19 protein-coding genes are annotated in these 21,723 nt (G+C 64.0%); 13 read left to right on the top strand and 6 right to left on the bottom strand.

Annotated features, from left to right (window positions below):
- The first annotated feature begins 348 nt into the window (after positions 1 to 348).
- From recQ to ACVOME_RS16820, 5 genes are all read left to right on the top strand, one after another.
- Positions 349 to 2,151: a DNA helicase RecQ gene (gene recQ, locus ACVOME_RS16800; RefSeq protein WP_053520157.1), complete on the top strand. Its 1,803-nt coding sequence runs from the start codon at positions 349 to 351 to the stop codon at positions 2,149 to 2,151.
- Positions 2,152 to 2,302: 151 nt separating this feature from the next.
- Positions 2,303 to 2,683 (top strand): CopL family metal-binding regulatory protein, encoded by a 381-nt coding sequence (locus ACVOME_RS16805; RefSeq protein ID WP_481505308.1) that lies wholly within the window; start codon positions 2,303 to 2,305, stop codon positions 2,681 to 2,683.
- Positions 2,684 to 2,757: 74 nt separating this feature from the next.
- Positions 2,758 to 4,566, top strand: coding sequence for a copper resistance system multicopper oxidase (locus tag ACVOME_RS16810; RefSeq protein WP_053520159.1), 1,809 nt, complete (start codon positions 2,758 to 2,760; stop codon positions 4,564 to 4,566).
- Entirely contained in the window at positions 4,563 to 5,567 is a 1,005-nt protein-coding gene (locus ACVOME_RS16815) for a copper resistance protein B (protein WP_111186733.1), read from the top strand. The genes ACVOME_RS16810 and ACVOME_RS16815 overlap by 4 nt, the downstream gene beginning before the upstream one ends.
- A gap of 81 nt (positions 5,568 to 5,648) precedes the next feature.
- Positions 5,649 to 6,161: a GNAT family N-acetyltransferase gene (locus tag ACVOME_RS16820; RefSeq protein WP_111186734.1), complete on the top strand. Its 513-nt coding sequence runs from the start codon at positions 5,649 to 5,651 to the stop codon at positions 6,159 to 6,161.
- Positions 6,162 to 6,194: 33 nt separating this feature from the next.
- Here ACVOME_RS16820 and ACVOME_RS16825 read toward each other — a convergent pair whose 3' ends face one another.
- The gene (locus ACVOME_RS16825; RefSeq protein ID WP_111186735.1) at positions 6,195 to 6,512 is read right to left on the bottom strand and encodes a TFIIB-type zinc ribbon-containing protein; all 318 of its coding nucleotides are present in this window, start codon (positions 6,510 to 6,512) and stop codon (positions 6,195 to 6,197) included.
- 150 nt (positions 6,513 to 6,662) lie between these two features.
- Here ACVOME_RS16825 and ACVOME_RS16830 point away from each other — a divergent pair, with 150 nt between their 5' ends.
- Positions 6,663 to 7,424: a CPBP family glutamic-type intramembrane protease gene (locus tag ACVOME_RS16830; protein WP_481505309.1), complete on the top strand. Its 762-nt coding sequence runs from the start codon at positions 6,663 to 6,665 to the stop codon at positions 7,422 to 7,424.
- 92 nt (positions 7,425 to 7,516) lie between these two features.
- The gene (locus tag ACVOME_RS16835; RefSeq protein WP_065174769.1) at positions 7,517 to 7,939 is read left to right on the top strand and encodes a response regulator; all 423 of its coding nucleotides are present in this window, start codon (positions 7,517 to 7,519) and stop codon (positions 7,937 to 7,939) included.
- 37 nt (positions 7,940 to 7,976) lie between these two features.
- On the opposite strand, the gene ACVOME_RS16840 is transcribed toward ACVOME_RS16835, so the two are convergent.
- A complete protein-coding gene (locus ACVOME_RS16840) occupies positions 7,977 to 8,915 on the bottom strand; it encodes an alpha/beta hydrolase (RefSeq protein ID WP_065174768.1) in 939 nt (312 codons plus the stop codon).
- Between the two features lie 82 nt (positions 8,916 to 8,997).
- A complete protein-coding gene (locus ACVOME_RS16845) occupies positions 8,998 to 9,846 on the bottom strand; it encodes an alpha/beta hydrolase (protein WP_111186737.1) in 849 nt (282 codons plus the stop codon).
- A gap of 712 nt (positions 9,847 to 10,558) precedes the next feature.
- Between ACVOME_RS16845 and ACVOME_RS16850 the strand changes: the two genes are divergently transcribed.
- The 3 genes from ACVOME_RS16850 (at position 10,559) to ACVOME_RS16860 (ending at position 11,814) form a co-directional block, all read left to right on the top strand.
- Positions 10,559 to 10,915, top strand: coding sequence for a hypothetical protein (locus ACVOME_RS16850; RefSeq protein ID WP_313451825.1), 357 nt, complete (start codon positions 10,559 to 10,561; stop codon positions 10,913 to 10,915).
- Between the two features lie 74 nt (positions 10,916 to 10,989).
- Positions 10,990 to 11,319: a hypothetical protein gene (locus tag ACVOME_RS16855; RefSeq protein WP_111186739.1), complete on the top strand. Its 330-nt coding sequence runs from the start codon at positions 10,990 to 10,992 to the stop codon at positions 11,317 to 11,319.
- Positions 11,320 to 11,376: 57 nt separating this feature from the next.
- Positions 11,377 to 11,814, top strand: a complete 438-nt coding sequence (locus ACVOME_RS16860) for a hypothetical protein (RefSeq protein WP_197572211.1) — start codon at positions 11,377 to 11,379, stop codon at positions 11,812 to 11,814.
- Positions 11,815 to 12,418: 604 nt separating this feature from the next.
- Here ACVOME_RS16860 and ACVOME_RS16865 read toward each other — a convergent pair.
- Complete coding sequence (locus tag ACVOME_RS16865) at positions 12,419 to 12,793, bottom strand: hypothetical protein (RefSeq protein WP_258391188.1); 375 nt, start codon at positions 12,791 to 12,793, stop codon at positions 12,419 to 12,421.
- Between the two features lie 306 nt (positions 12,794 to 13,099).
- On the opposite strand from ACVOME_RS16865, the gene ACVOME_RS16870 reads away from it, so the two are divergent.
- Together ACVOME_RS16870 and ACVOME_RS16875 are read left to right on the top strand one after the other, a co-directional pair.
- On the top strand, positions 13,100 to 14,005 hold the full coding sequence (locus ACVOME_RS16870; protein WP_146256245.1) for an SEL1-like repeat protein: 906 nt from the start codon (positions 13,100 to 13,102) through the stop codon (positions 14,003 to 14,005).
- 647 nt (positions 14,006 to 14,652) lie between these two features.
- A complete protein-coding gene (locus ACVOME_RS16875) occupies positions 14,653 to 14,895 on the top strand; it encodes a hypothetical protein (protein ID WP_181452125.1) in 243 nt (80 codons plus the stop codon).
- Positions 14,896 to 15,304: 409 nt separating this feature from the next.
- Here ACVOME_RS16875 and ACVOME_RS16880 read toward each other — a convergent pair whose 3' ends face one another.
- Both ACVOME_RS16880 and ACVOME_RS16885 read right to left on the bottom strand, forming a co-directional pair.
- Positions 15,305 to 15,748 carry a BLUF domain-containing protein gene (locus ACVOME_RS16880; protein WP_111186743.1) on the bottom strand — a complete coding sequence of 148 codons (444 nt, stop codon included), beginning with the start codon at positions 15,746 to 15,748 and terminating at the stop codon, positions 15,305 to 15,307.
- Positions 15,749 to 16,338: 590 nt separating this feature from the next.
- Positions 16,339 to 19,452 (bottom strand): autotransporter domain-containing protein, encoded by a 3,114-nt coding sequence (locus ACVOME_RS16885; protein WP_481505310.1) that lies wholly within the window; start codon positions 19,450 to 19,452, stop codon positions 16,339 to 16,341.
- 702 nt (positions 19,453 to 20,154) lie between these two features.
- Between ACVOME_RS16885 and ACVOME_RS16890 the strand changes: the two genes are divergently transcribed.
- On the top strand, positions 20,155 to 21,723 hold a 1,569-nt coding region (locus ACVOME_RS16890), incomplete at its 3' end, for a S8 family peptidase (protein ID WP_481505311.1).

Raw genomic sequence — 21,723 nt, forward strand, 5'->3', positions numbered from 1 at the left:
GCTGCGCCCTGCACCCGCAGAGGCAACTGCAACGGCAACGGCCGGAGCAAAAGCGGGTTTCCTGTGGGTTGGGGGGGGGGGGGGGGGGGGGGGGGGGGGGGGGGGGGGGGGGGGGGGGGGGGGGGGGGGGGGGGGGGGCGGGGGGGGGCGCGGCCGGCTGGCCCTCCCTCCCCCCCCCCCCCCCCCCCCCCCCCCCCCCCCCCCCCCCCCCCCCCCCCCCCCCCCCCCCCACCAGACCGCGGATCAGCCCAGAGCCGGCTGTTGCCTTTGACGTTGCACTGGCTTGCAGCAGGTGCAAGGCGCAGCCCTGCCGAACCCCTACCCCTCCCTCCGGGGTAAACTAGCGCGATGGCTTCCCGTCCCGCGCACGACCTGCTCAACCGCGTCTTTGGTTACGACGATTTCCGTGGTCCGCAGCAGGACATCGTGGAGCACGTGGCTGCCGGTCACGACGCACTGGTGTTGATGCCCACCGGCGGTGGCAAGTCGCTGTGCTACCAGGTGCCCGCCCTGCTGCGCGACGGGTGCGGCATTGTCATCTCACCGCTGATCGCACTGATGCAGGACCAGGTCGAAGCCCTGCGCCAGCTGGGCGTGCGCGCCGAATACCTGAACTCGACGCTGGACGCGGACACTGCCGGCCGCGTCGAACGCGAACTGCTGGCCGGTGAGCTGGACATGCTCTATGTCGCACCCGAGCGCCTGCTGACGGGTCGCTTCCTGTCCCTGCTCTCGCGCAGCCGGATCGCCCTGTTCGCGATCGACGAAGCCCATTGCGTGTCGCAATGGGGCCATGACTTCCGCCCCGAGTACCGCCAGCTGACGGTGCTGCACGAGCGCTGGCCGCAGATTCCCCGGATTGCCCTGACAGCCACCGCCGATCCGCCGACCCAGCGCGAGATCGCCGAGCGCCTGGACCTGCAGGATGCCCGCCATTTCGTCAGTTCCTTCGACCGCCCCAACATCCGCTACACCGTGGTGCAGAAGGACAACGCACGCAAGCAGCTGACCGATTTCCTGCGCGGCCATCGCGGCGAGGCGGGCATCGTCTACTGCATGTCGCGGCGCAAGGTCGAGGAAACCGCCGAGTACCTGCGCGGACAGGGCTTCAACGCCCTGCCCTACCACGCCGGCCTGCCCGCCGACGTCCGCGCGGACAATCAGCGCCGCTTCCTGCGCGAGGACGGTATCGTCATGTGCGCCACCATCGCCTTCGGCATGGGCATCGACAAGCCGGACGTGCGCTTCGTTGCGCATACCGACCTGCCCAAGTCGATGGAAGGCTACTACCAGGAAACCGGCCGCGCCGGCCGCGATGGCGAAGCGGCCGAAGCATGGCTGTGCTACGGCCTGGGCGACGTCGTGCTGCTCAAGCAGATGATCGAGCAGTCCGAAGCCGGCGAGGAACGCAAGCAGCTGGAGCGGTCCAAGCTCGACCACCTGCTCGGCTATTGCGAATCCATGCAATGCCGCCGCCAGGTGCTGCTGGCCGGCTTCGGGGAAACCTATCCCCGCCCCTGCGGCAACTGCGACAACTGCCTGACCCCGCCAGCGGCATGGGACGCGACGGTTCCCGCGCAGAAGGCACTGAGCTGCGTCTACCGCAGCGGCCAGCGCTACGGCGTCGGCCACCTGATCGACATCCTGCGCGGCAGCGAGAACGAGAAGGTGCGCCAGCAAGGTCATGACCAGCTCAGCACCTACGCCATCGGCCGCGACCTGGATGCAAGGACCTGGCGCAGCGTGTTCCGCCAGCTGGTGGCCGCCAGCCTGCTCGAAGTGGACAGCGAAGGCCACGGCGGCCTGCGCCTGACCGATGCCAGCCGCGACGTACTGAAGGGCCGCCGCACGGTGAACATGCGCCGCGAGGCTGCGACCAGCGCCGGCCGCGAACGCAGCGCGCAGCGCACCGGCCTGTCGGTCCCCCCGCAGGATCTGGCCCTGTTCAATGCCCTGCGCGGCCTGCGTGCCGAACTGGCCCGCGAGCAGAACGTGCCGGCCTTCGTGATCTTCCACGACAGTACCCTGCGCAACATCGCCGAACAGCGCCCCACCAGCCTGGACGAGCTGGCCCGGGTCGGCGGCATCGGTGGCACCAAGCTGAGCCGCTATGGTCCGCGCCTGGTGGAAATCGTGCGCGAAGAGGGGTAGCGCCGGGCCTCCTGTAGAGCCGAGCCCACGCTCGGCTGTTGCCGCAGAAGCAGCCAAGCGCGGGCTCGGCTCTACATTGGTGCCGCTCCAATCTTGAACCGGCCATTCAGCCGGAAGTGCATCCGGGCCCGCTTGCGGCTAGATTAGCGCCATGTCCCTGGCCTCGACCCTGCTCCGCGTCGTGCTCATGCTCAGCCTGTTGCTCAACGGGCTGAACGCGGCCATGGCCAGCGGTCATGAGGAGATGGGCCGCATAGCCCACGTGATGATGGCGACGATGGCGGGCGACGCCGACTGCCATCACCACGCCGCCATGTCCGCCAACGAGGCGCCGCAGGCCCAACCGGCGGCCCACGATGCGCATTGCCAGATCAAGGACTGCCTGCGCAGCTGTGCCCAGCATCCCCTGCTGGCGGTGCAGGCGCTGCCCTTCATGGCCGGTCCCGGCCTGTCGCTGACACCGCAGCCGATGCCGGCCAACGGCCGCCCGGCGCCGCCGTTGCCGCCACTTTCCCGCCCTCCCATCGCCTGATCCACACGCGTCGTGCGCCACGCGCACTCAAGCCGGCCCGCTGCCGGCGTCCTACCGTGTCTGGAGTCACCACCATGAATACCCGCATTCCCCCCGGCCCGGGCGCCCTGCCCATGCCGTCGCGCCGCCTGTTCGTTCAAGGTCTCGCCGCTGGCGGCGTGGTTGCCGGCATCGCCTCGGTCGGCGTCCCGCAGCGCGCGCTCGCTGCGGCCAGTGCCGCCCCGCGCCTGGCCGGCGCACCCGCCGTGCTGACCGATACCCGCCTGGAACTGGCCATCGGCGAATCGCTGGCCAACTTCACCGGTCGCACCCGGCCGGCGATCACCGTCAACGGCTCACTGCCGGCACCGATCCTGCGCTGGCGCGAGGGCCAGACCGTGGATCTGTTCGTACGCAATACGCTGGACCGCCACCCGACCTCGATCCACTGGCACGGCATCCTGCTGCCGGCCAACATGGACGGCGTCCCGGGCCTGAGCTTCAACGGCATCGGTCCCGGCGAGACCTACCACTACCACTTCCAGCTCAAGCAGTCGGGCACGTACTGGTATCACAGCCATTCGATGTTCCAGGAGCAGGCCGGCCTGTATGGCGCACTGATCATCGACCCGGCCGAGCCGGCCCCGTACCGGCACGACCGCGAGCACGTGATCATGCTGTCGGACTGGACCGACATGGACCCGGGTGCACTGTTCCGGCGCATGAAGAAGCTCGCCGAGCACGACAACTACTACAAGCGCACCCTGCCCGACTTCGTGCGCGATGTGCGCCGCGATGGCTGGTCTGCGGCGCTGTCCGACCGCGGCATGTGGGGACGGATGCGGATGACACCCACCGACATCTCCGACATCAACGCGCATACGTACACCTACCTGATGAACGGCACCGCGCCGGCCGGCAACTGGACCGGGCTGTTCCGCACTGGCGAGAAGGTGCTGCTGCGCTTCATCAACGGCGCCTCGATGACCTACTTCGACGTGCGCATTCCCGGCCTGAAGATGACCGTGGTCGCTGCCGATGGCCAGTACATCCATCCGGTCAGCATCGATGAGTTCCGCATCGCCCCCGCCGAGACCTACGACGTGCTGGTCGAACCCAGCGGGCAGGATGCGTTCACCATCTTCTGCCAGGACATGGGCCGCACCGGCTACGCGGCCGGCACCCTGGCCGTGCGCCACGGCCTGCAGGCGCCGGTTCCCGCCCGCGACCCGCGCCCGCTGCTGACGATGAGCGATATGGGTCACGACATGGGCGGCGGTCACGGCGGTCATGACATGGCCGCGATGAAAGGCATGGAAGGCGGCTGCGGCGCCAGCATGGGGCACGGCGCGCATGGCGGCGCGACGACCACCGGCAAGGCACCGCAGCACCCGGCCAGCGAACGCAACAATCCGCTGGTGGACATGCAGAGCTCGGCCACCGATCCCAAGCTGGACGATCCCGGCATCGGCCTGCGCGACAACGGCCGCCAGGTGCTGACCTACGGCGCGATGCGCAGCCTGTTCGAGGACCCCGATGGCCGCGAGCCCAGCCGTGAGATCGAGCTGCACCTGACCGGCCACATGGAGAAGTTCTCCTGGTCGTTCGACGGCATTCCATTCGCCAGCGCCGAGCCACTGCGGCTGAACTACGGCGAGCGCATGCGCATCGTGCTGGTCAACGACACGATGATGCAGCATCCGATCCACCTGCATGGCGTCTGGAGCGATGTGGAGGACGCGCAGGGCAACTTCCAGCTGCGCAAGCACACGGTGGACATGCCGCCGGGCACCCGCCGCAGCTACCGCGTGCGCGCCGATGCGCTCGGCCGCTGGGCCTATCACTGCCACCTGCTCTACCACATGGAAGCGGGGATGATGCGCGAAGTGAGGATCGAAGAATGAAGCGCTCCCTTTTCTCCCCCAGCCTGCTGGCAATGGCCCTGACCGTCGCACTGCCTGCTTTCGCACAGTCGCACGCGGGCCATGACATGCCCACACCCGCACCGGCACCGGCGCCGAAGACCAAGCAGCCCACTGCCGAAGACGCGGTTGATCACTCGAAGATGGATCATTCGACGATGGATCACTCGAAGATGGATCACTCGAAGATGGATCACTCGAAGATGGATCATTCGACGATGGATCACTCGCAGATGGATCACGCGGCGATGGGTCACGGCACGTCCGCGCCGACCGAGCCGCGCGAGCCGATTCCAGTGCCCACCGACGCCGATCGTGCCGCCGCGTTCCCGCCCATCGCCCATGGCGCGATGGAGCATGCGCCGGAGATCAACAGCCTGCTGCTGATCGACCGCCTGGAGCATTGGGACGGCAAAAACAGCAACGGCCAGGCCTGGGAGGCCACCGGCTGGATCGGCGGCAACATCAACCGCCTGTGGCTGCGCACCGATGGCGAGCGCAGTGAGGGCCGCACCGAATCCTCGGCGGTGGAAGCACTGTACGGGCGCAGCGTGTCGCCCTGGTGGGATGTGCTGGTGGGTGTCCGCCAGGACTTCCGCCCCGCCGATTCCCGAACCTGGGCGGCCATCGGCATCCAGGGCCTGGCGCCGTACAAGTTCGAGAGTTCGGCCACGCTCTATGCCGGCTCCGGCGGACAGCTGCTGGCCAAGGCCGAAGTGGAGTACGACGTGCTGCTGACCAACCGGCTGATCCTGCAGCCGCTGGTGGAGGCCACCGTGGCCAGCAAGGACGAACCGGAGTACGGCATCGGGCGCGGCCTGAACAAGGTCGAGGCCGGACTGCGCCTGCGCTACGAGTTCAGCCGCCGCTTCGCGCCTTACATCGGTATCACCCATGAGCGCAGTTTCGGCGATACCGCCGACTATGCCGGCGACCACGCGCGCGACACGCGCTGGGTAGCGGGCGTGCGCATGTGGTTCTAGTCGGCACAATGCGTGCAGCAGCCGGCCCCGGTTCAGACCGAGGCCGGCTACACTGCGGCACGTTCTTTCGCAGCTTGCATCATGGCCTTGCAGATCCGCCGCGCCACCTTCGCCGACGCTGAAGCGCTCTCAGCGATCGCCATCGCCACCTACACCGAAACCTGGGGCGACTCCTATCCGCCGCAGGATCTGCATGCGTTCCTGCACGTACACTACAGCACGCAGCCGCAGCGCATCGAGCTGTCCGATCCACGCAGCGCGGTCTGGCTGCTGCTCGATGGCGATACGGTGGTTGGCTATCTGGCCGCAGGAGCCAACACCCTGCCGCATGTCGACGCCCGCGACGGCGACATCGAACTCAAGCGCCTGTATGTGCTGGCGGCGTACCAGAACGGCGGCCACGGGGCGCGCCTGATGGAGGCGTTCCTGCATTGGCTGGATACGCCGCAGCGCCGCACCCTGTGGGTCGGCGTCTGGGAGGAGAACCTCGGCGCACAGCGCTTCTACGCGCGCTACGGTTGCAGCAAGGCCGGCGAATACGACTTCATCGTCGGCGACAGCCGCGATCGCGAGTTCATCCTGCGCCGGGCCTGACGCCCCCGGGATCGCCGCTGCCCCGTGGGCCTGTCAGAAGTCGAACAGGTCGGACAGGAAGCTTTCCTTCTTCTTTTTCTTGTAGCCGTAACCGTGCTGGCCACGGTTTTCGTCGTGACGCTGGCCAAGGTGGCGGGTATCGCGGTGCATCACCGGCGGTGGCACTGCCGCCGGTTGTGCCTGTGCTGGCGGCGGTGGCGGCACCGCCGCACCAGCATTGGCGCGCTCGATGATCTTGTCCAGTTCGCCACGATCCAGCCACACGCCGCGGCAATTCGGGCAGTAGTCGATCTCGATGCCATGGCGCTCGGTCATCTGCAGGGTCTGGGTCTTGCACACGGGGCACAGCATCGGCATTGCTCCTGTCAGGTCTGATCTGGACTCTACCTGCCCTGCGATGACTGTCCGGCAACGCATGACCGATGGCAGGGGGACTTCCGGCGCGTGCCCTGCATCGCGCCGCCTCGCACACTGCGGTCTGGTCCCGCATGGAATGCGCTGATGAGTGTCCTGTCCCGCCTGCCGACTGCCGCCCGGATCCTGCTGGTCCTGCTGGGAACGGGCCTCGGCCTGAACGTACGCGACATCGTGGCGGCGTTGGGGCGGCCCATCCCCGGCCTGCCGATCCCCTATGGCGGCAGCCTGCTCGACAACGCCCTGGCGGTGCTGGTGGCCGTGCTGCTGGCCCTGCTGCTGCGTCCGCGCCACATGGGGTTGGCCGAAAGCCTCGGCCTGCGCGGCAACGGGATGCGCGGACCGCTATGGGTGCTGCTGGCCAGCCTGCCCTGCTGGGTGGGCCTGGCCGTGCTCGGCCGACCCAACACGGCGCTGACCGCCCTCGATGCGACGATGCTGGCCGTTCTGTTCCCGCTGGCCGAAGAGATTCTGTTCCGCGGCCTGGGCTTCATTCTGCTGGTGAAGATCGTGCGCGGCCCGTGGCCCTTGCTCGCACTGCCGCAGGCCCTGTTGTTCGGCATGGTGCACTGGCTTGGATTCGGCGGTTTCGATGGCGGTGGGGTGGCGCTGTTCGTCGGCGCAGTGATCGCCTTGGGGGGCTTCGTCTTCGCCTGGCTGGACCGCCTGGATGGCAACACCCTGTGGTGCGGCCTGGCGCTGCACGTGTCGATGAACCTGGCCTGGAACGTGTTCAGCCTGGATGACGCCGTGGCGCTCGGTTGGCAGGCCACCAGCCTGCGCATCGGCACGGCTCTGCTGGCGGTCGCGGTCCTGGCCTGGGACATGCGCCGGCGCCGCCGCCTGTAACATCCACGTGGCTTGCCGTGCACGCCGGGATCACTACCGGATTGCGCATACTTGCGCGCCTTTTCACCGCCGCTGTCCGGAGTTGTCGCGTCATGTTGCTGTCCAAGCGCCACGTTGAACCGCGCGTCCTGCTGATCGAGGACGCGGAGGAGACCCGCGAACTGAGCCGCATGGCGCTGGAAAGCCAGGCCTGCCACGTGGTGGGGGTGAGCTCTGCCGAAGCGGCACTGGGCCTGCTGGCCGCCGGCGAGCGGTTCGACCTGCTGTTCACCGACGTCAATCTGGGCCCGATCAGCGGCATCGAAGCCGCCAACCGGGTCCGCGGCCTGCATCCCCAGCTGCCGATCCTGGTGACATCGGGCATGGACCAGCACGCCGTCCTGCCGCAGTTGCGCGACGGCATCCATTTCCTGCCCAAGCCGTACAACATGAGCGAGTTGCTCGATGCGATCCGCCTGTGCTTCCGCCACGCGGATGTGGGCGTATTGACCGGGCCGGATGCACAGGCGGCGTGAAGCATCCATCCACGCCCTGCGTGGATGACCTCCGCCGTCAACCGCTGCTGTACGGCCCGGTGCCCGGAAACACCCTCAGCAGCGCGCGCGTGATCACGTCCGGGTAGACCGTGAAGTGGTCCTCGTCATCGATCACCATGTTCTCCACCTTCAACGAACGCCCGCTGCTGCGCAGCTGCTCGGCGAACTCGGCGTTGTCGCGCAGCATGTCGTTGCGGGTGAAATAACGCGGCTCGGGCTTGACCGTTTCAAAGCTGCCTACCGACAGCACCACCGTGGTCGGCTGCGTCGGCGCCTTGGCCTCCGCCTGCATGCGCGGCACGCGATGATCATCGAACCACAGCGACGGACTGGACAGGATATAGCTACGGAACATGTCCGGGCGCGTGGTCAGCACATAGGCACCGAACAGGCCACCATAGGAATGGCCTGCATAGGCGCGCCGCGCCGGATCGGTGCGGTAGCGCGCATCGATCATCGGCAGCACCTGCTCGGCAAGAAAGTCGCGATAGTGCGCGGCACCGCCGTAGCTGACGTCATCACTGTAGTCCCGCGGATCGGTACGTGCCGGGTCGCTGGGCGTGTAGTCGCGCGAGCGGCTCTGCCTGGAGGTCAGCCCCTCCTGCGGCGGCAGCCCCACCAGGATGAAGTCTTCGATGTTGACGCCCCGCTGCCCCACCATGTGTCGCACGCTGCGTACCAGCGGGAAGCTGTACAGCGCGTCGGTCACGTACAGTACCGGATAGCGCTTTTCCGGATGTGCGGCGTAGTCGGCCGGCAACGCCACCCACACCGGGTAATCGCGGCCGACCGGATCGTGCACGCGCAGCGCCTCGGTATCCGGCAGCACCACACCCGGCGCGACGGTAGACGCGCTTTGCTTTGCCTCACTCTGCGCCGCCGGTGGCGCCACCGACATCGCACAGCCACTTACGGCCAGACAGGCCGCCACACTCCATCCACGCACACGCTGCATCCACACGCTCCCGTTACGGGCGGCGCACCGGATGGCGCCGCTGCCGCATCCTTGCATGCGGTGCACGCCGGTGCCAGTGCGGTCAGGGCGAAGCTGGCGGCGCGGGGAACAGCGTGCGCAGCGCCTGCAATGCGGCCGGGTGATAGATCGTGGCGTGGGTTTCTTCCGGCAGCGGCAGGTACTTCACCAGCGGCGACGGCGACGCCTGTTGCAGCAATGTAGCCAGCTGCGCCGTGGAACTGGCCAGTTCCGGTTGCCCACTGCTGGCCAGGAACACGCGTAGCTTTGCCTGCGTCACCGCCGGCAGCTGCATGGCTGCGCCGGCCAGCAAGCTGCCACGGTTCCACCACAGGCTGGGATCGAGCGCGATGTAGCTGTCGAACAGCGTCGGTTCCTGCAGCAGTGTTTCAACCACGAACAGGCCGGCCAACGATTCGCCGATCAACGCACGCTCGTCGGTGGTCGGGTAGCGCTGGCGCACCTGCGGCATCAGTTCATCGCGCAGGAAGGTGCGGTAGGCCGCCGAACCGCCGATGCGCGGCGCGATCTTCTGGTCCTGCGGGTCCTTGCTGGGGCCGGTCATGTCGCGGCGGCGCTCGGTGTTCTCGATGCCAACCAGCAAGAACGGACGCATGCTGCCGTTGCCGCTCAACACCTGCACCAGCCCCGCCACATGCAGGAAATCCTCGCCGATGCCGCCATCGGGCATGTAGAGCACCGGCAGCGGCGTATTCGGGTCCAGCCCCCAGGGCTGCGGGCGGTAGACATTGATGCGGCGGGTCTCGCCCAGCGCCTTCGATTGCACGGTGAAGGTCTCGCCGATGACGAGCGGCGCGGCCGGCGTTGTCTGCGCGGACGGCGCGGGTTCGGCGGCCATCAGTGGCGCGGCGGAGACGGCGGACAACAACAGCGACAGCACGATGGGGCGCATGGGAGAACCCGTCCTGGGAAAGAGGCCGAGCATAGCGCGAGGTCGCTGTACATCCACGCCAAGCGTGGATGGATCACTGTAGAGCCGAGCCCACGCTCGGCTTGGCCCTGACGCGAACTGCAGCCGAGCATGGCTCGGCTCTACAACACCTCGCCCCGGCGCAGACGCCAACATCTCGGTCGTCGCAAATGCACCGATTTTCGAGGGTACGACTCGCAGGCCTTGCCACCGCTGCAGGCGAAAGTCACGCCCATTTTCCACGCGACACATCACGGCATGGTCGCCGCCACCCGCTGTTCTCGACAACTTCCAACGCGATAAACCGGGCGTAAGCATCAACACGTCGCGTGCTGTCGCTTGCCGCATCAGATTCGCCTGCACCACCATCGTCGCGCGCCTTGGTTCCGCATTTCTCTTCGGAGAATCCTCATTGAAATCCAAGCGCGTGCGTGAACACCATGCAGCGCCACCGACAACGGGTGGCACCGGGCCTGCAAGCTCGTAATGACATTCACGCTGTTGTTTGCGCTCACCGGCCGACGCCGTCTTTGGACGGTGCCGGCGGGTGATCCGTCGGCCGTTATGGCGGGCGGTGCGTGGGGGTTTTCGGACCCGCCGGTTACTGCGTGATGTCATTCCGGCTTGCAGCCACGCATCGCCCGCCACCCGCTCTGCGCGGTGGCACGTCCACGCAAGAGCCGAGGAAGCCGAGATGACCGAACGTCCGCCCTATGCTTCACACGCCACCGGCATCGATGATGACGACGACAACCCATCGCCCGAACTGAGCACCTTCCTGGGCTGCCTGAAACGCATCCGCGCGGGTGAAGGTGCCGATGGTCTGCCCTGGCCTGAGGCCGACGTTTCCCCAGGGCGTGGGGTTGCCCTGTCGCGGGTGGAGCGGGCGGCCATCGGCATGCTCACCGTGGCGGAAATGCTGCACGCCGCCGACCGCTGCCGGGAAATGGCCACGCCGGACCGGCATCTGGACGCCGGGGTGGTGGAAGGGCTGTTCTTCGCCTGCCGCAGCCTGGCGGAACTGGTGTGCCGGGATGTGCGGGCCGAGTAGCCCGCTGCCGCAAAGCGGTCCATACTCGAGCCGGACCTGTCCATCGTCATGTTCAAACCTACAAGGAGGTACGCATGTTGAATGCAATGATCGTCGTCGCACTGGCCGCAGGCCCAACCGCATCCGCACCGTATGGCGACTGCCTGCTCGCTAACCTCCAGCCCGGGCTGTCCGACCGTGCGGTGCAACTGGTGCAGCAGGCCTGCGCCGCGAAACATCCCGACAGCTTCGCTGCATCAGCTGAACTGGAGCGCAGATACAGCATCCAACGGCTGGCGCAGTTCGATGCGGATCGTGCCACGGCGGAGCGGGCCGCGAACGCCGCCGCCCGCGCTGCGAATGTGGCTGCCACCGTGGCGGCGGAACGCGAGGCAGCAGAGGCCAAGGCTGCGACGGCGAAGTAGCCTCCACAGGAGGTGGGGAACGCACCCATTGATCGCTGTCCAAGGAAAGGAATTCCCATGCAGATGACGTCGCTTGCTTTCGGCATCGCGTTGTTGACGAGTGTGTCTGTCGGCCCGGCACTGGCCGTTGCCGAGGCCACACCCGTGAAGGCGCGCACCACCGTGGAATCGCGGACGACCTGGCCAGCAGGCTCCGTCGAGGCCGCGTCCATTCTGGCGTGGGTCAAGGCACGGTCTCCCGGATACGCGCCCGTCACCTCTGGGGGAGAGATTTCGATTGTCCGCAGGCAGATTGAGCCGCAGCCGCTGACTCGAACATCCAGCGGCTCAACTGTGGAGCTGCCCGCCTCAGGGCGGCAGGGCGAGGCGATCACGATCACGAATCGCCAGGCAGATGGCTCCATCGAAACCTGGGCCCATACAGGGATCGACAGCGGGTGGATGCTGGTTGAGTATCACTTCAAGCGCGGCTTCAGCCCCGAGAGCATGAACTAGTCCAGTTCCGCTTTGCACTCCTGTACGGCCCTGGAATGCTCCGCGATCTGCGTCGGATTTTCGTCCAGCATCTCCGCTCCATGCCGCACATGCATCAAAACAGGCCGCCGCAGCGTTGACTGCGCGGTGCTAGGATTCAAGCCACCAGTCCAGGGTCCAACCGTATGAGCAGCTTCAGCTTCTGGCATTGGATGATCGTGCTTGCGGCCGTGCTGATCCCGGCCGGGATCGCCGCTGTCCTTGCCTATGTGCTGTTCCGAAGCCAGAAAGTGAAGTCGTGAGCGACACGCAATCGTCAGCCCCATGCAACGTCTGCGCGCAGCCGCAGAATGGGGCGCAGATGGAGAATGAAGCGCGTTGCCCTTGGCCTTGAGGCGGAGGACGATCCAAAGAAAAGGCGCCCCGAAGGACGCCTAAGTCTCTGAGTGCAATGGTGGGCCGTGTAGGATTCGAACCTACGACCAAAAGATTAAAAGTCACGAGACAACCCGATATCTTTCAAGCCATTACGCTTATCTCCGTTCCGCATACGCGATCAAAACTATCACTTCAAAGCCTTGTGCAACAAAGGGTTAGGAAATTTTTCGGAACGGCCTTGGTCCGCTTAAACACCCTGCCGTAGCTGCTGCAGCGCCGCCCTAACCCGCGCCTTCTGAGGATCCCTCGCCCTGGGCTTGGTCTCTGCCGGCGGCTTGCGCGGCTCCAGCGCTTCCTTGATCCGTGTCAGATCCAGCGCGCCAGACTCAGCGAGGCGCCGCGCCTGTTGCTGCTGCGCACGCGTTGGCGGCAGGCCGGACAGTGGCGGCGGCAGCCGGATCGGGGTGCTGTCCGTCAGCCGGGCGACGGCCTCGCGCAGGGGAAGGTCGGGATGTAGCCTGGCCGCGCACCAGCGCTCGGAATACCGTTTCGCCTGCCGGACGCTCGCCGCGCGCACTTTCTTCACTTGCCACATCTTCTGGCCTTCCATCCACAGGCGCACGCCGGCACCACCATCGGAAGCAGCGCTGGCTGTCTCTCGGCCGTTTTACCAGAGCGCCCAGCACTCACCGGTCTGGACCCAGCCAGAGGGCATCGGGGCACCAAGAGATACGCCTCGACCCGCAATACTGAACGAATAATAAATATCCGCAAAGGGTGACCTGGGGGAATCCATGCTTAACAACGTTCTATTAGGTGAAAGTGGCATGGGTTCTCCGCCTTCAGCGCAATAGCTCGGTAAATCGAAAAAATCCTGCCGGCGGAGATGACCACCTAGTTCCATTTGACGAAACTGCCCAGAGCCCGCATGAAGAAATCCACAGCAATAGCCCTCGCTGCTTTCACAATTGCTTGCCTCAGCGCAATAGCTGCTCTGCATTTCTCTGGTGACGATCAGAGAACGCTCAAGACCGATGAAACACGCATCCCTCTCCGCAACAACAATGAGGCCGCACCGAAGTCTTGGCCCAACATCGAAAGATTGGTGAGTGAGCGAAAGATATCAGCTCATGCAGCAAGACCCGAAATGGGTAGAGCATTCTCAATCAACCGAAGCGGACCGATGCGCCCCTCAGGGAACGCCCTCGATTATGCAGAAAGTCTGTTTCAAGCAGCGCAATCGGGCGACGCCGTAGCATCGTACGACATTTTCCTGGCGACGTTAGATTGCAGCAATCAACTCCGAAATGTCGGAAAATCCTATCAAGAAATCGACGCCGGAGAAAAATCAACACCCATGAAAAACACTGCAGCAGAAGACAGAAAAAGCCTACTCGAATGCGAGGGATTACTCACGAGCGACAAGTTTCAAAAGACGAACTGGCTGGAAAAAGCGGCCCAACAAGGATCGATCGAGGCGATGATCATGTACCCCATCAACCCAGACCATGTGCTAGGCGATCCGCAGGAGTACGCGATGAAACCAGAACTAGTTCAGAAATGGAAAGACGACTCTATAAACTATCTGAAGCTGGCCGCAGGACTAGGGAGCACCGACGCACTGTATAGCCTTTCAGACATATACGAAAACGGAGTCATTGCACCCGCGGACCCCGTAGAGGCCTACGCATACAGGCTTGCAGCAATAAAATCGACGAGGGCGGCAGACAGCCAAGTGGATCAAATAGAACTTGCCAAAAATCTTACGGACTCCCAACGAGAGCAAGCCAAGTCACGCAGCCAGCAAATCATAATTAACTGCTGCTCACACTAATACAACCAGAGCCTCTTGAATCATGGATAGAACCTCAAGAAGAAAAGTAAATGTCGCCATCCTTGCGACCCTCTCATCAGCAGCACTGATAGTTCTGGCCTACACCGCGTTCGCGTCACAACCCGCCCGATGGGGGCCGATCTCCTGCCATTACTGCACCATGCAGATGCCGTATGCTCACCCCGGAGTCGAATCTGTCCTTAAAAGGTTTGTAGCGGATCCATATCCAAATCAAATTTCTTTTTTCGCAAGGCAAGTCGAAATTGGCGACGTAATCACGGTGTGCTCCCAAACCGTGTGCATCGACTACCAACTAAATCAATCTCGGAAATTTGAAGGCATAAAGTCAAGACCTGTCGAGACGCTGAGTGACGCTGATAGCGTTGGCGGCGTTGGCTCCGGCAGTGGTCGTGGCAGTGGCCAGGGCGTAGGTAGAGGCGGCGGATCCGACATTGGCGGCGGTAGCTACGGCGGAGGTGGAAGAACGGGAACCGTAACAGTTGGCCCCGGCGGACCGGTTCCGAAGCTGCCCAAAGGCTCACAAGAAATTTAGTGCCAAGAAATTGCTGAGGCGGCTGTTTTTAGGCCGCCTTTCATCATCAATCAGAATATCCTTAACAACTTTTCCAGCTGACAAACAACCCCCTATGGAAATCGCCATTTTTTGCGCAGTAATCGCATTAACTGCTGGGCTCCTTGGTGCGACTCCCCGCAAGGCGTCCTTAATGGGTGCGATCATGGCGTTCGCCTCTGGTTTCATCGCATTTAGCGTTGAGAATGGATTCACGGATTGGTTCGGACTCTACCGCGTCTCGGTCTTCGCGCTGCTGTTCGCTCTGCCCGCTGCAATCATGTCATTCACTGTCGCCAAACTTAAGCGACAGGGTTGATCTTTGGAGAGCAGTTACACAGATCACCCGGCCCAGCCTCAGATACGTGACGGTGACCTGGGCGGAGTGGCACATGAAGCAATTCAATTACTTTCAGCTTCCGCAACGCGTGACCATGTAGACGTCTACCGGTAGCGCTTGGCCTTCACGCAAAGCCAACCCGCTCCAACTACAAGGACCGCCAGCATCCCCCACAGGAATGCGAGCGCCGCCCACCAAGCTAACGTGGGATCTGCGCCCCGTAGTACGAAGAATTTCGGAGTACTGGTGCCTTTGGCAATCAACGCTATTGCCCGTTATCACGGCTGCACATCAGCACGACGGCGGCCCCCTGTTCTCCGCCGCGTTCCAGCAGTCTCTGGTAGTGCTAACAGAACAGATTGCAGGCGGATAGACTCCGCCTTGATAGCTATGCAGCGAGCACGTAGGGCTCGACAAGGCGGACGAGCATATCCATCGCGGTGGCGTTGTCCTCTGCACCACGCTGGCTGAAACCGGTCCAATCGGCACGGACCATACCGCGCAGTTCTGCCGGCTCAACAGGTAGCCAGCGCATCGGCCAGAACGGAAGCCGTCGTTGACCAACTCTTCCTCGCTGTAACTCGACAATTCCGTGATGGCTGGTTGCGCCTAGAACCCTGGAATAGGCGACCGAAAGGCCATCCTCCGGTCCCTCCAAATACTGCATGAAGCGTTCGCCGTCGAAGAGGAGAACCCCCGTGACTCCTGCGTCACGGTTAAACCGAGCTGCATCGTCTACCACTTTGTCCAGCTTTCCGTTGGACAAGCCGAGCTTGTCACCAGCGAGCACGTCGCTCGCTTCGCTTACATATACAACCGCCCGAATGGGCATGCACACCGCCTTGGTGAGCAACAACCCTATCAGCCGCAATGGAACTTCCAGGTGAGATAAACGCGATCTGCGAAACGATTCAGTAAAACGTGATACTGAACGGGGATGCTCATCACATAGTGACGGCAACGATCAGGGCAGTATCGGCAAAAATGCTCGGTACACCGCAATGCCCGATACAGGACTTTTCTACATTCTCGCCCTTGATGCAACACGAGATTGCGACGGCAGCCTTGACCGCGTAAATGCCGTCAGCCTGCGTTGCAACCACTGCAAGCACATCACCCATACGAAGGTGCCGGAGCTGGAGACAATGCCAGGCGGCACTCTGCTCGCATGTGCGGGGTGCGGGGAAAGACAAGCCGTGAGTAACGCTCGGCTGGTGGAATGTGACCACATCCTAGGTGCTGGGAGTCCATCCCCCCAAGCCGCCTGATCTGCCAGGCCGCCGGCCTGTGTTCGTAGACGGGGCTGATTGTCATCGAAGACCCGGCACAGCGCGGGAAGCCGGCCGGGTCCGGATTGAGCCAGGCGTCCACGCGCTCTCTGCGTACTGCCCCGTCTCAAAGGACGGGGCAGTAAACAACTGCTCAGAACCGGTAACCCAGGCCCAGCTGCACGCCATTCTGCAGCTGGCCGTCGCGGCGCTCGCCCACATAGTCGACCATCACCGACAGCCGCTCGCTGGCCCGGCTGGTCACACCCAGGTTCCAGCTCAGCACCTGCTCGCCCACCGTCTGGCTGTTGCTGCCGAACACCAGATCCGGCGCCGCCGCAAAGCCGGTGCTGTAGCGGGCCTGCGTATCCCCCAGCTCCTTCTGCCACACCACCCGCGCCCGCGGGGTGATGCGCTCGCCGTTGTTGCCCTCGAAGGTCTTGAACAGCTGCAGGCCCGCACCGACCCGGATGCTCTCCAGGCTGCCGCCACGCCCGGCCAGCGCCGCCACGCCCTGCCCTTCGTTGAACCGCGTCGCGGAGGTGCGCGCATAGTCCACCACCGGCAGCAGCGGCTGGATCACCACGCCCTTGCCGCTGGTGAAGGAGAACGCATGTTCCACCCGCGCGGAGATCGCATCGTTGCTGTACTTCGCACGCAGCGGATCCTGCAGGCCCTCGATGCCGGCGATGCTGCGCCGGGTGTCGTGGCGCAGGTCGGTGTAGCGCACCGCCGCGGACAGATAACCGCGCGCGTAGATCGCGTCCAGGTAACCGCCCACATCCAGCGCACGCACGTCGCCGGTGAAGCTGGAGGCGCCACGGGCCTTGGTCGACATGTCCGCGGCCGCCACGCTCACGCCCAGGCCGACACGGTCATCGGCCAGGCGCGCATCGGCACCGACCACGATGCCGCCCACGGTATGGCTCATCCCGGCCACGCCGGCATCGGCATCGATGCGGCCATGGCTGGCGAAGCCACGTGCCCACAGACCGTGGCCACGCTGGCCATCACCGCTGGCCCCCGCACCTGCTGCCGTCGGCTCGACCAGATGCATTGCCAGCTGGTTGAACAGGGTGCCATGGCGCATGCCCGGCTGTGCCGACATCGACTGCGCGACCTGCGCGGCCAGGCCATCGGCATCGCCACCGGCACTGCGCATCGCCGCCTGATGCTGCTGGACCACGTTGCCGATGCTGCCCAGCAGGGCGTTGTCGGCCAGGCGCAGGGTGGCGTGCGCATCGCCACGCAGCGCACCGGCCTGCTGCGCGACCACGTCGCGGTCGGCAAACTGCAGTGCGCCCAGCAGCGGCTCCAGCACCGACGCCGGCTGCGACGCGGCCGTCCTCAATGCCTGGCCGAGGCCCGCGCCCGACGCCACGTTGGCGAACGGAGACACGTCATCGAAGGCCGGATTGGCGACCGCCCAGATGCCGTCGCCGGTCTGCACGATATTGAACGTGAGCAGCGAGTTCTCGCGCGGATGGAACCTGCGCTGTGCCGTGTCGGCACTGGTCAGATCGGCACTGTAGCCCGAGCCGTCCTGCCGCTCGGCACGGGTGAAGGCGACCTGTCCGGCCTGCAGCTGCGGCACGCTGGCATCGAACTCGCTCTCGCGGTCATTCAACAGCTTGCCGGTCAGCCGGCTACCTTCGGCGCTCCCGTAAATGCGTCCTTGCACCAGCGGGATAGAAAGATCCTGGCGGTAGTAGCCCGGTGCGATGTCCAGCGCGAGTTTGCCGACTGTGCCGCCGATCAGGAAGCCCGGTGCGGTCGCGACCGGGCCGTCCGCACACAGGGAGTATGTGCTGACGCTTTCGCAGCGATGCACCTCGAATGCCCCCAGCACAAGGCCTGCCTGACGCGTTTCCGGGGTGATGTCGAACAGCAGTCGGCCGGCATTGGAGTAGGCGAAGCTGACATAGCCGTTGACCGTCAACTGACCACCCTGAGGATGAAGATCGCCACCGGCCACCCTCACCCGCGTCACCTGTGGAACATTCCACGCAACGCCTGGCTCGCCGGGGAACGCTACGTAACCGGTCGCAGCGATCGTCCCATGACCCTCCAGCCGGGCGCCGGCGTCCAGCGTGGCGACCGCAGTTCTCAGCGTCCCTCCCGCCAGAGCGACCCGGCCACTGCGCTTGACCAGCACTGCGTCCTTGTTGTCCAGCTCGCCACCGGCGCCAATACCGAACATGCCCGACACGGTCGTATCCTCAGCTTTCAGTTGCCCCCCCTGCAGCGTGACGGAACCCTCGCTTCCGACAATGGTGTATAGCGTCACCAGACGGCCACCGGCGGTCACATCCACTTTTCCCTTTTCCGCCCAGAGGATCTCCGCACCGCTGGACGTATCCGCCAGCCACGATCCCCCGCGCTCAAGTCGGATCATGCCAAATGCATCGCCCGAGGCGATCTTCGCCGCGTCGAACGGGGCTGGCGCCCCTTCAGCGCCCGCACCATAGCCCGCGGCGTACTCGTATTGCGCCGCGTAGAAGTAAGGATTCAGGTCGCCGTGCACGCTATCGGCGACGCGCAAATAGTCGGCGGAAAGATCGACACGCTCTTCGCTGGTGATGATCCGGTCGCTGTAGATGTCCACACCGTCGTACACGGTGCAGTTGTCCTCGGTCGGGCAGAACTGGGCGGGCTTTCCGGTCCTTGGATCGAAGTAGGTGAGGAACGAACCGAACGGCACCTGCATTCCATTGATGGCGCCCACAACACGAGCGATGGCCTCTGGCGGCGCATTGCCCTGCATCATCTTCGCGTAGTGATCATCCGAGACCTGCTGGGGGATCGGGACGACTTTTCCGCCGGCCGTGCTCCCATGGATCATGAAGATGTTTTCGGGATAGCTAGGATCGATCTCGGGCAGATCGTAATTGGCGATGCGTCGTTCAGCACCACCGATGAAGCTGGTGCCGCAGGCGGAGATGCACTTACCCTGGAATACAGCAGTGATCCCGCGCAGGCGCAGTAGCTCCCCGGTTCCTCGTCCTGCAGCTGCATCGCCGCCGGGGCTGTTGCGGAAGACCACCTGCGTGATGGTCCTGCCATTACTGGCTGCGGCATCGAGAATCCTTCGCAGCCTGATGTGGTCCTGGTAGTTGACACCACCTGTCGCGATGATGCGATCTCCATTGATATGGAAGGTGTAGGCCGACGCGAGGGAGGGCAACAGCGCCCCCGTCAGCGCAAGACAGACAGCTGCATGCAGCGGGCTCAGCTGACGGAACGCAGGCAAGCGGAAATTACCTTTCATTTGGACTATTCCTGGAGGTGACAGAGACGCCGACACATGCTCGCGGCAGTCGGTGGGCTGGGCATACTGGCCAACACGACCTGTGTACTAACGTCGAAGGGGGGGCTCCCCCCCCAGCCAGGCAAATCCAAACGTTACCTCGCCGCATTGCGTCGAACGACAGACTTCCTGCCGTAGCCCCCTCTCGGCAGGAAGATTTCCCCACACGCCCCCGCTGCCCCTCAAACAGAGCCGCATGCGGTCGCCATTCTGTGCATCAGCGGAAAACTGGGACGTCATTGAAACCCCTCTGTCCCGCGCGCGCGAGCGAGGCGTGGCCGGAAGGATGCGGCGGGTCGTCGTATAACCGGCGAACGCGGCCGGCAGCTGCCTGAATCGTTCGGGTTGAGTGCTGGCGCTACTCCCGCGCCCCTGGATTGAGCTGCCATCGGCCCCGGACCCGGAGGTGCGGCCGATTCCCCGTCTACTTGAACCGCACGACCCCGGCCCCTCTTTCGAATGCGCGCTGGCCGTCATCCTGCCGGCAAACCGACCCGCCTTCACGGGGCATCCACAATCTTTTACGGTTCATTTAAAGTGACTTCTATCACACTTTTTAAGTCTAATGAAGTGCCTTCAGTTACTGTTAAGGGACTGGGGGTGTCGACGGCGTCGCGGCGTTAGTTACTTCGTAACACTACTCACCGCCGAGGACGTTTGAAGATGACACGCTCGCTCTACGCTCGCCAGTCGCTCCACCCGCTTGCCACACACTTGGCGATCGCAATCGCCGCTTCGTTGCCGTTGACAGTGTCAGCACAGTCCGTTGCCAGTGAGCCACTGGATGCGCTCATGCAACAGCGATCATTGCAGACAGCTTGGGCCCGCTCGACGGCGCCCGAAGCAGGAATCCAGCCAAGCGCGCCCCTCCCACCCTCTCACGCATCAGACAGTTCCAGTATGGGAGCTGCGGGCAATCCAGATAGCTGGAAGACCGACGAGTTCAACTCGGACTGGGGCTTGGGGGCAATGAATGCGCAGTATGCGTACGCGAGGGGGCTAAGCGCCGCTGGCATCCGGTTGGGAGTGTTCGACAGCGGGACCGGCTTGGATCACCCAGAATTCGGCGGCAAGGATCATCGCAGCATCACCATTGCTGATCTATTGGCCGATGGCAGTCGGTGCACGAACAGGACTGCATTGACGGGCCCGGATGCTTGCTTCTCCAGCGCTGGTGATGAGGTCCAGGTTAAGCGCTATAAGCTTGATCCAAAGATGCCCAAGAGAATTGCTGATCTGTTACTAAGTGACCCACAGCTGAGCGAGTTTCTGCGGAACGCATCCTATGACGATCACGGCACCCATGTGGGTGGCACCATCGCTGCCAATCGTGATGGCGTAGGCATGCATGGTGTGGGATTCGGTGCAGATCTGACCGTCGCCAAGTTGTTCTTTAACAGCGTCACCGAGATCTATCTCAACGGGTTCAGTATTGGTGAGCGGGTTAAGAGCACGGGGCCAGAGAATTCAGCGCTTGTCGATCTATACGATCAGATGAACACTGAGGGCGTGCGTGCGATCAATCACAGCTGGGGTTTGGCCACGGAGCCGGAGTCAGCAGCTGAATTGGATAACCGATACAGCGATCCCGAATGGCTTGAGAGACTCTCGATCTTCGCGGATGGCGCGCAAGCCAAGGGCATGATTCAAGTCTGGGCGGCAGGGAATACTGATGAAGTCATCCCTACACCCGAGGAGAGCCCCATTGCCGGCATTTATGCGACGCTTCCTCGAGCGCTCCCTGATATCGAGAAATACTGGCTGAGTGTAGTCAACGTCGACGACAAGAACAGGGGCAATGATGAGAAGAAGGATGAATATGAATTTGTATTGAGCAACAGATCAAACAAATGTGGTCTGAGTGCCAATTGGTGCATCGCCGCTCCCGGCACAGATATCAACTCAACGACCTACGATCCCTCTGCCCCGCCAACAGCAGATATTCGCACCGATGCGGACGGCAACGTCTGGCTCGATGTAACTCAGCGCGTGCCGAGGCACGGCTACGGTCTGAAGAGTGGAACGTCCATGGCGGCCCCGCACATCACCGGCGCTCTCGGGCTGCTGTTTGAGCGCTTCCCCTACCTGGACAACGCACAGGTCCGCGACGTGCTGCTGACCACCGCCCGCGATCTGGGCGATCCGGGCATCGATGAGATCTACGGCTGGGGCATGGTCGACCTGCGCAAGGCCATCGAAGGCTTCGGCTCGCTGCGCGTGGACACCGATGTG

The organism is Stenotrophomonas sp. STEN008, assembly GCF_056760435.1.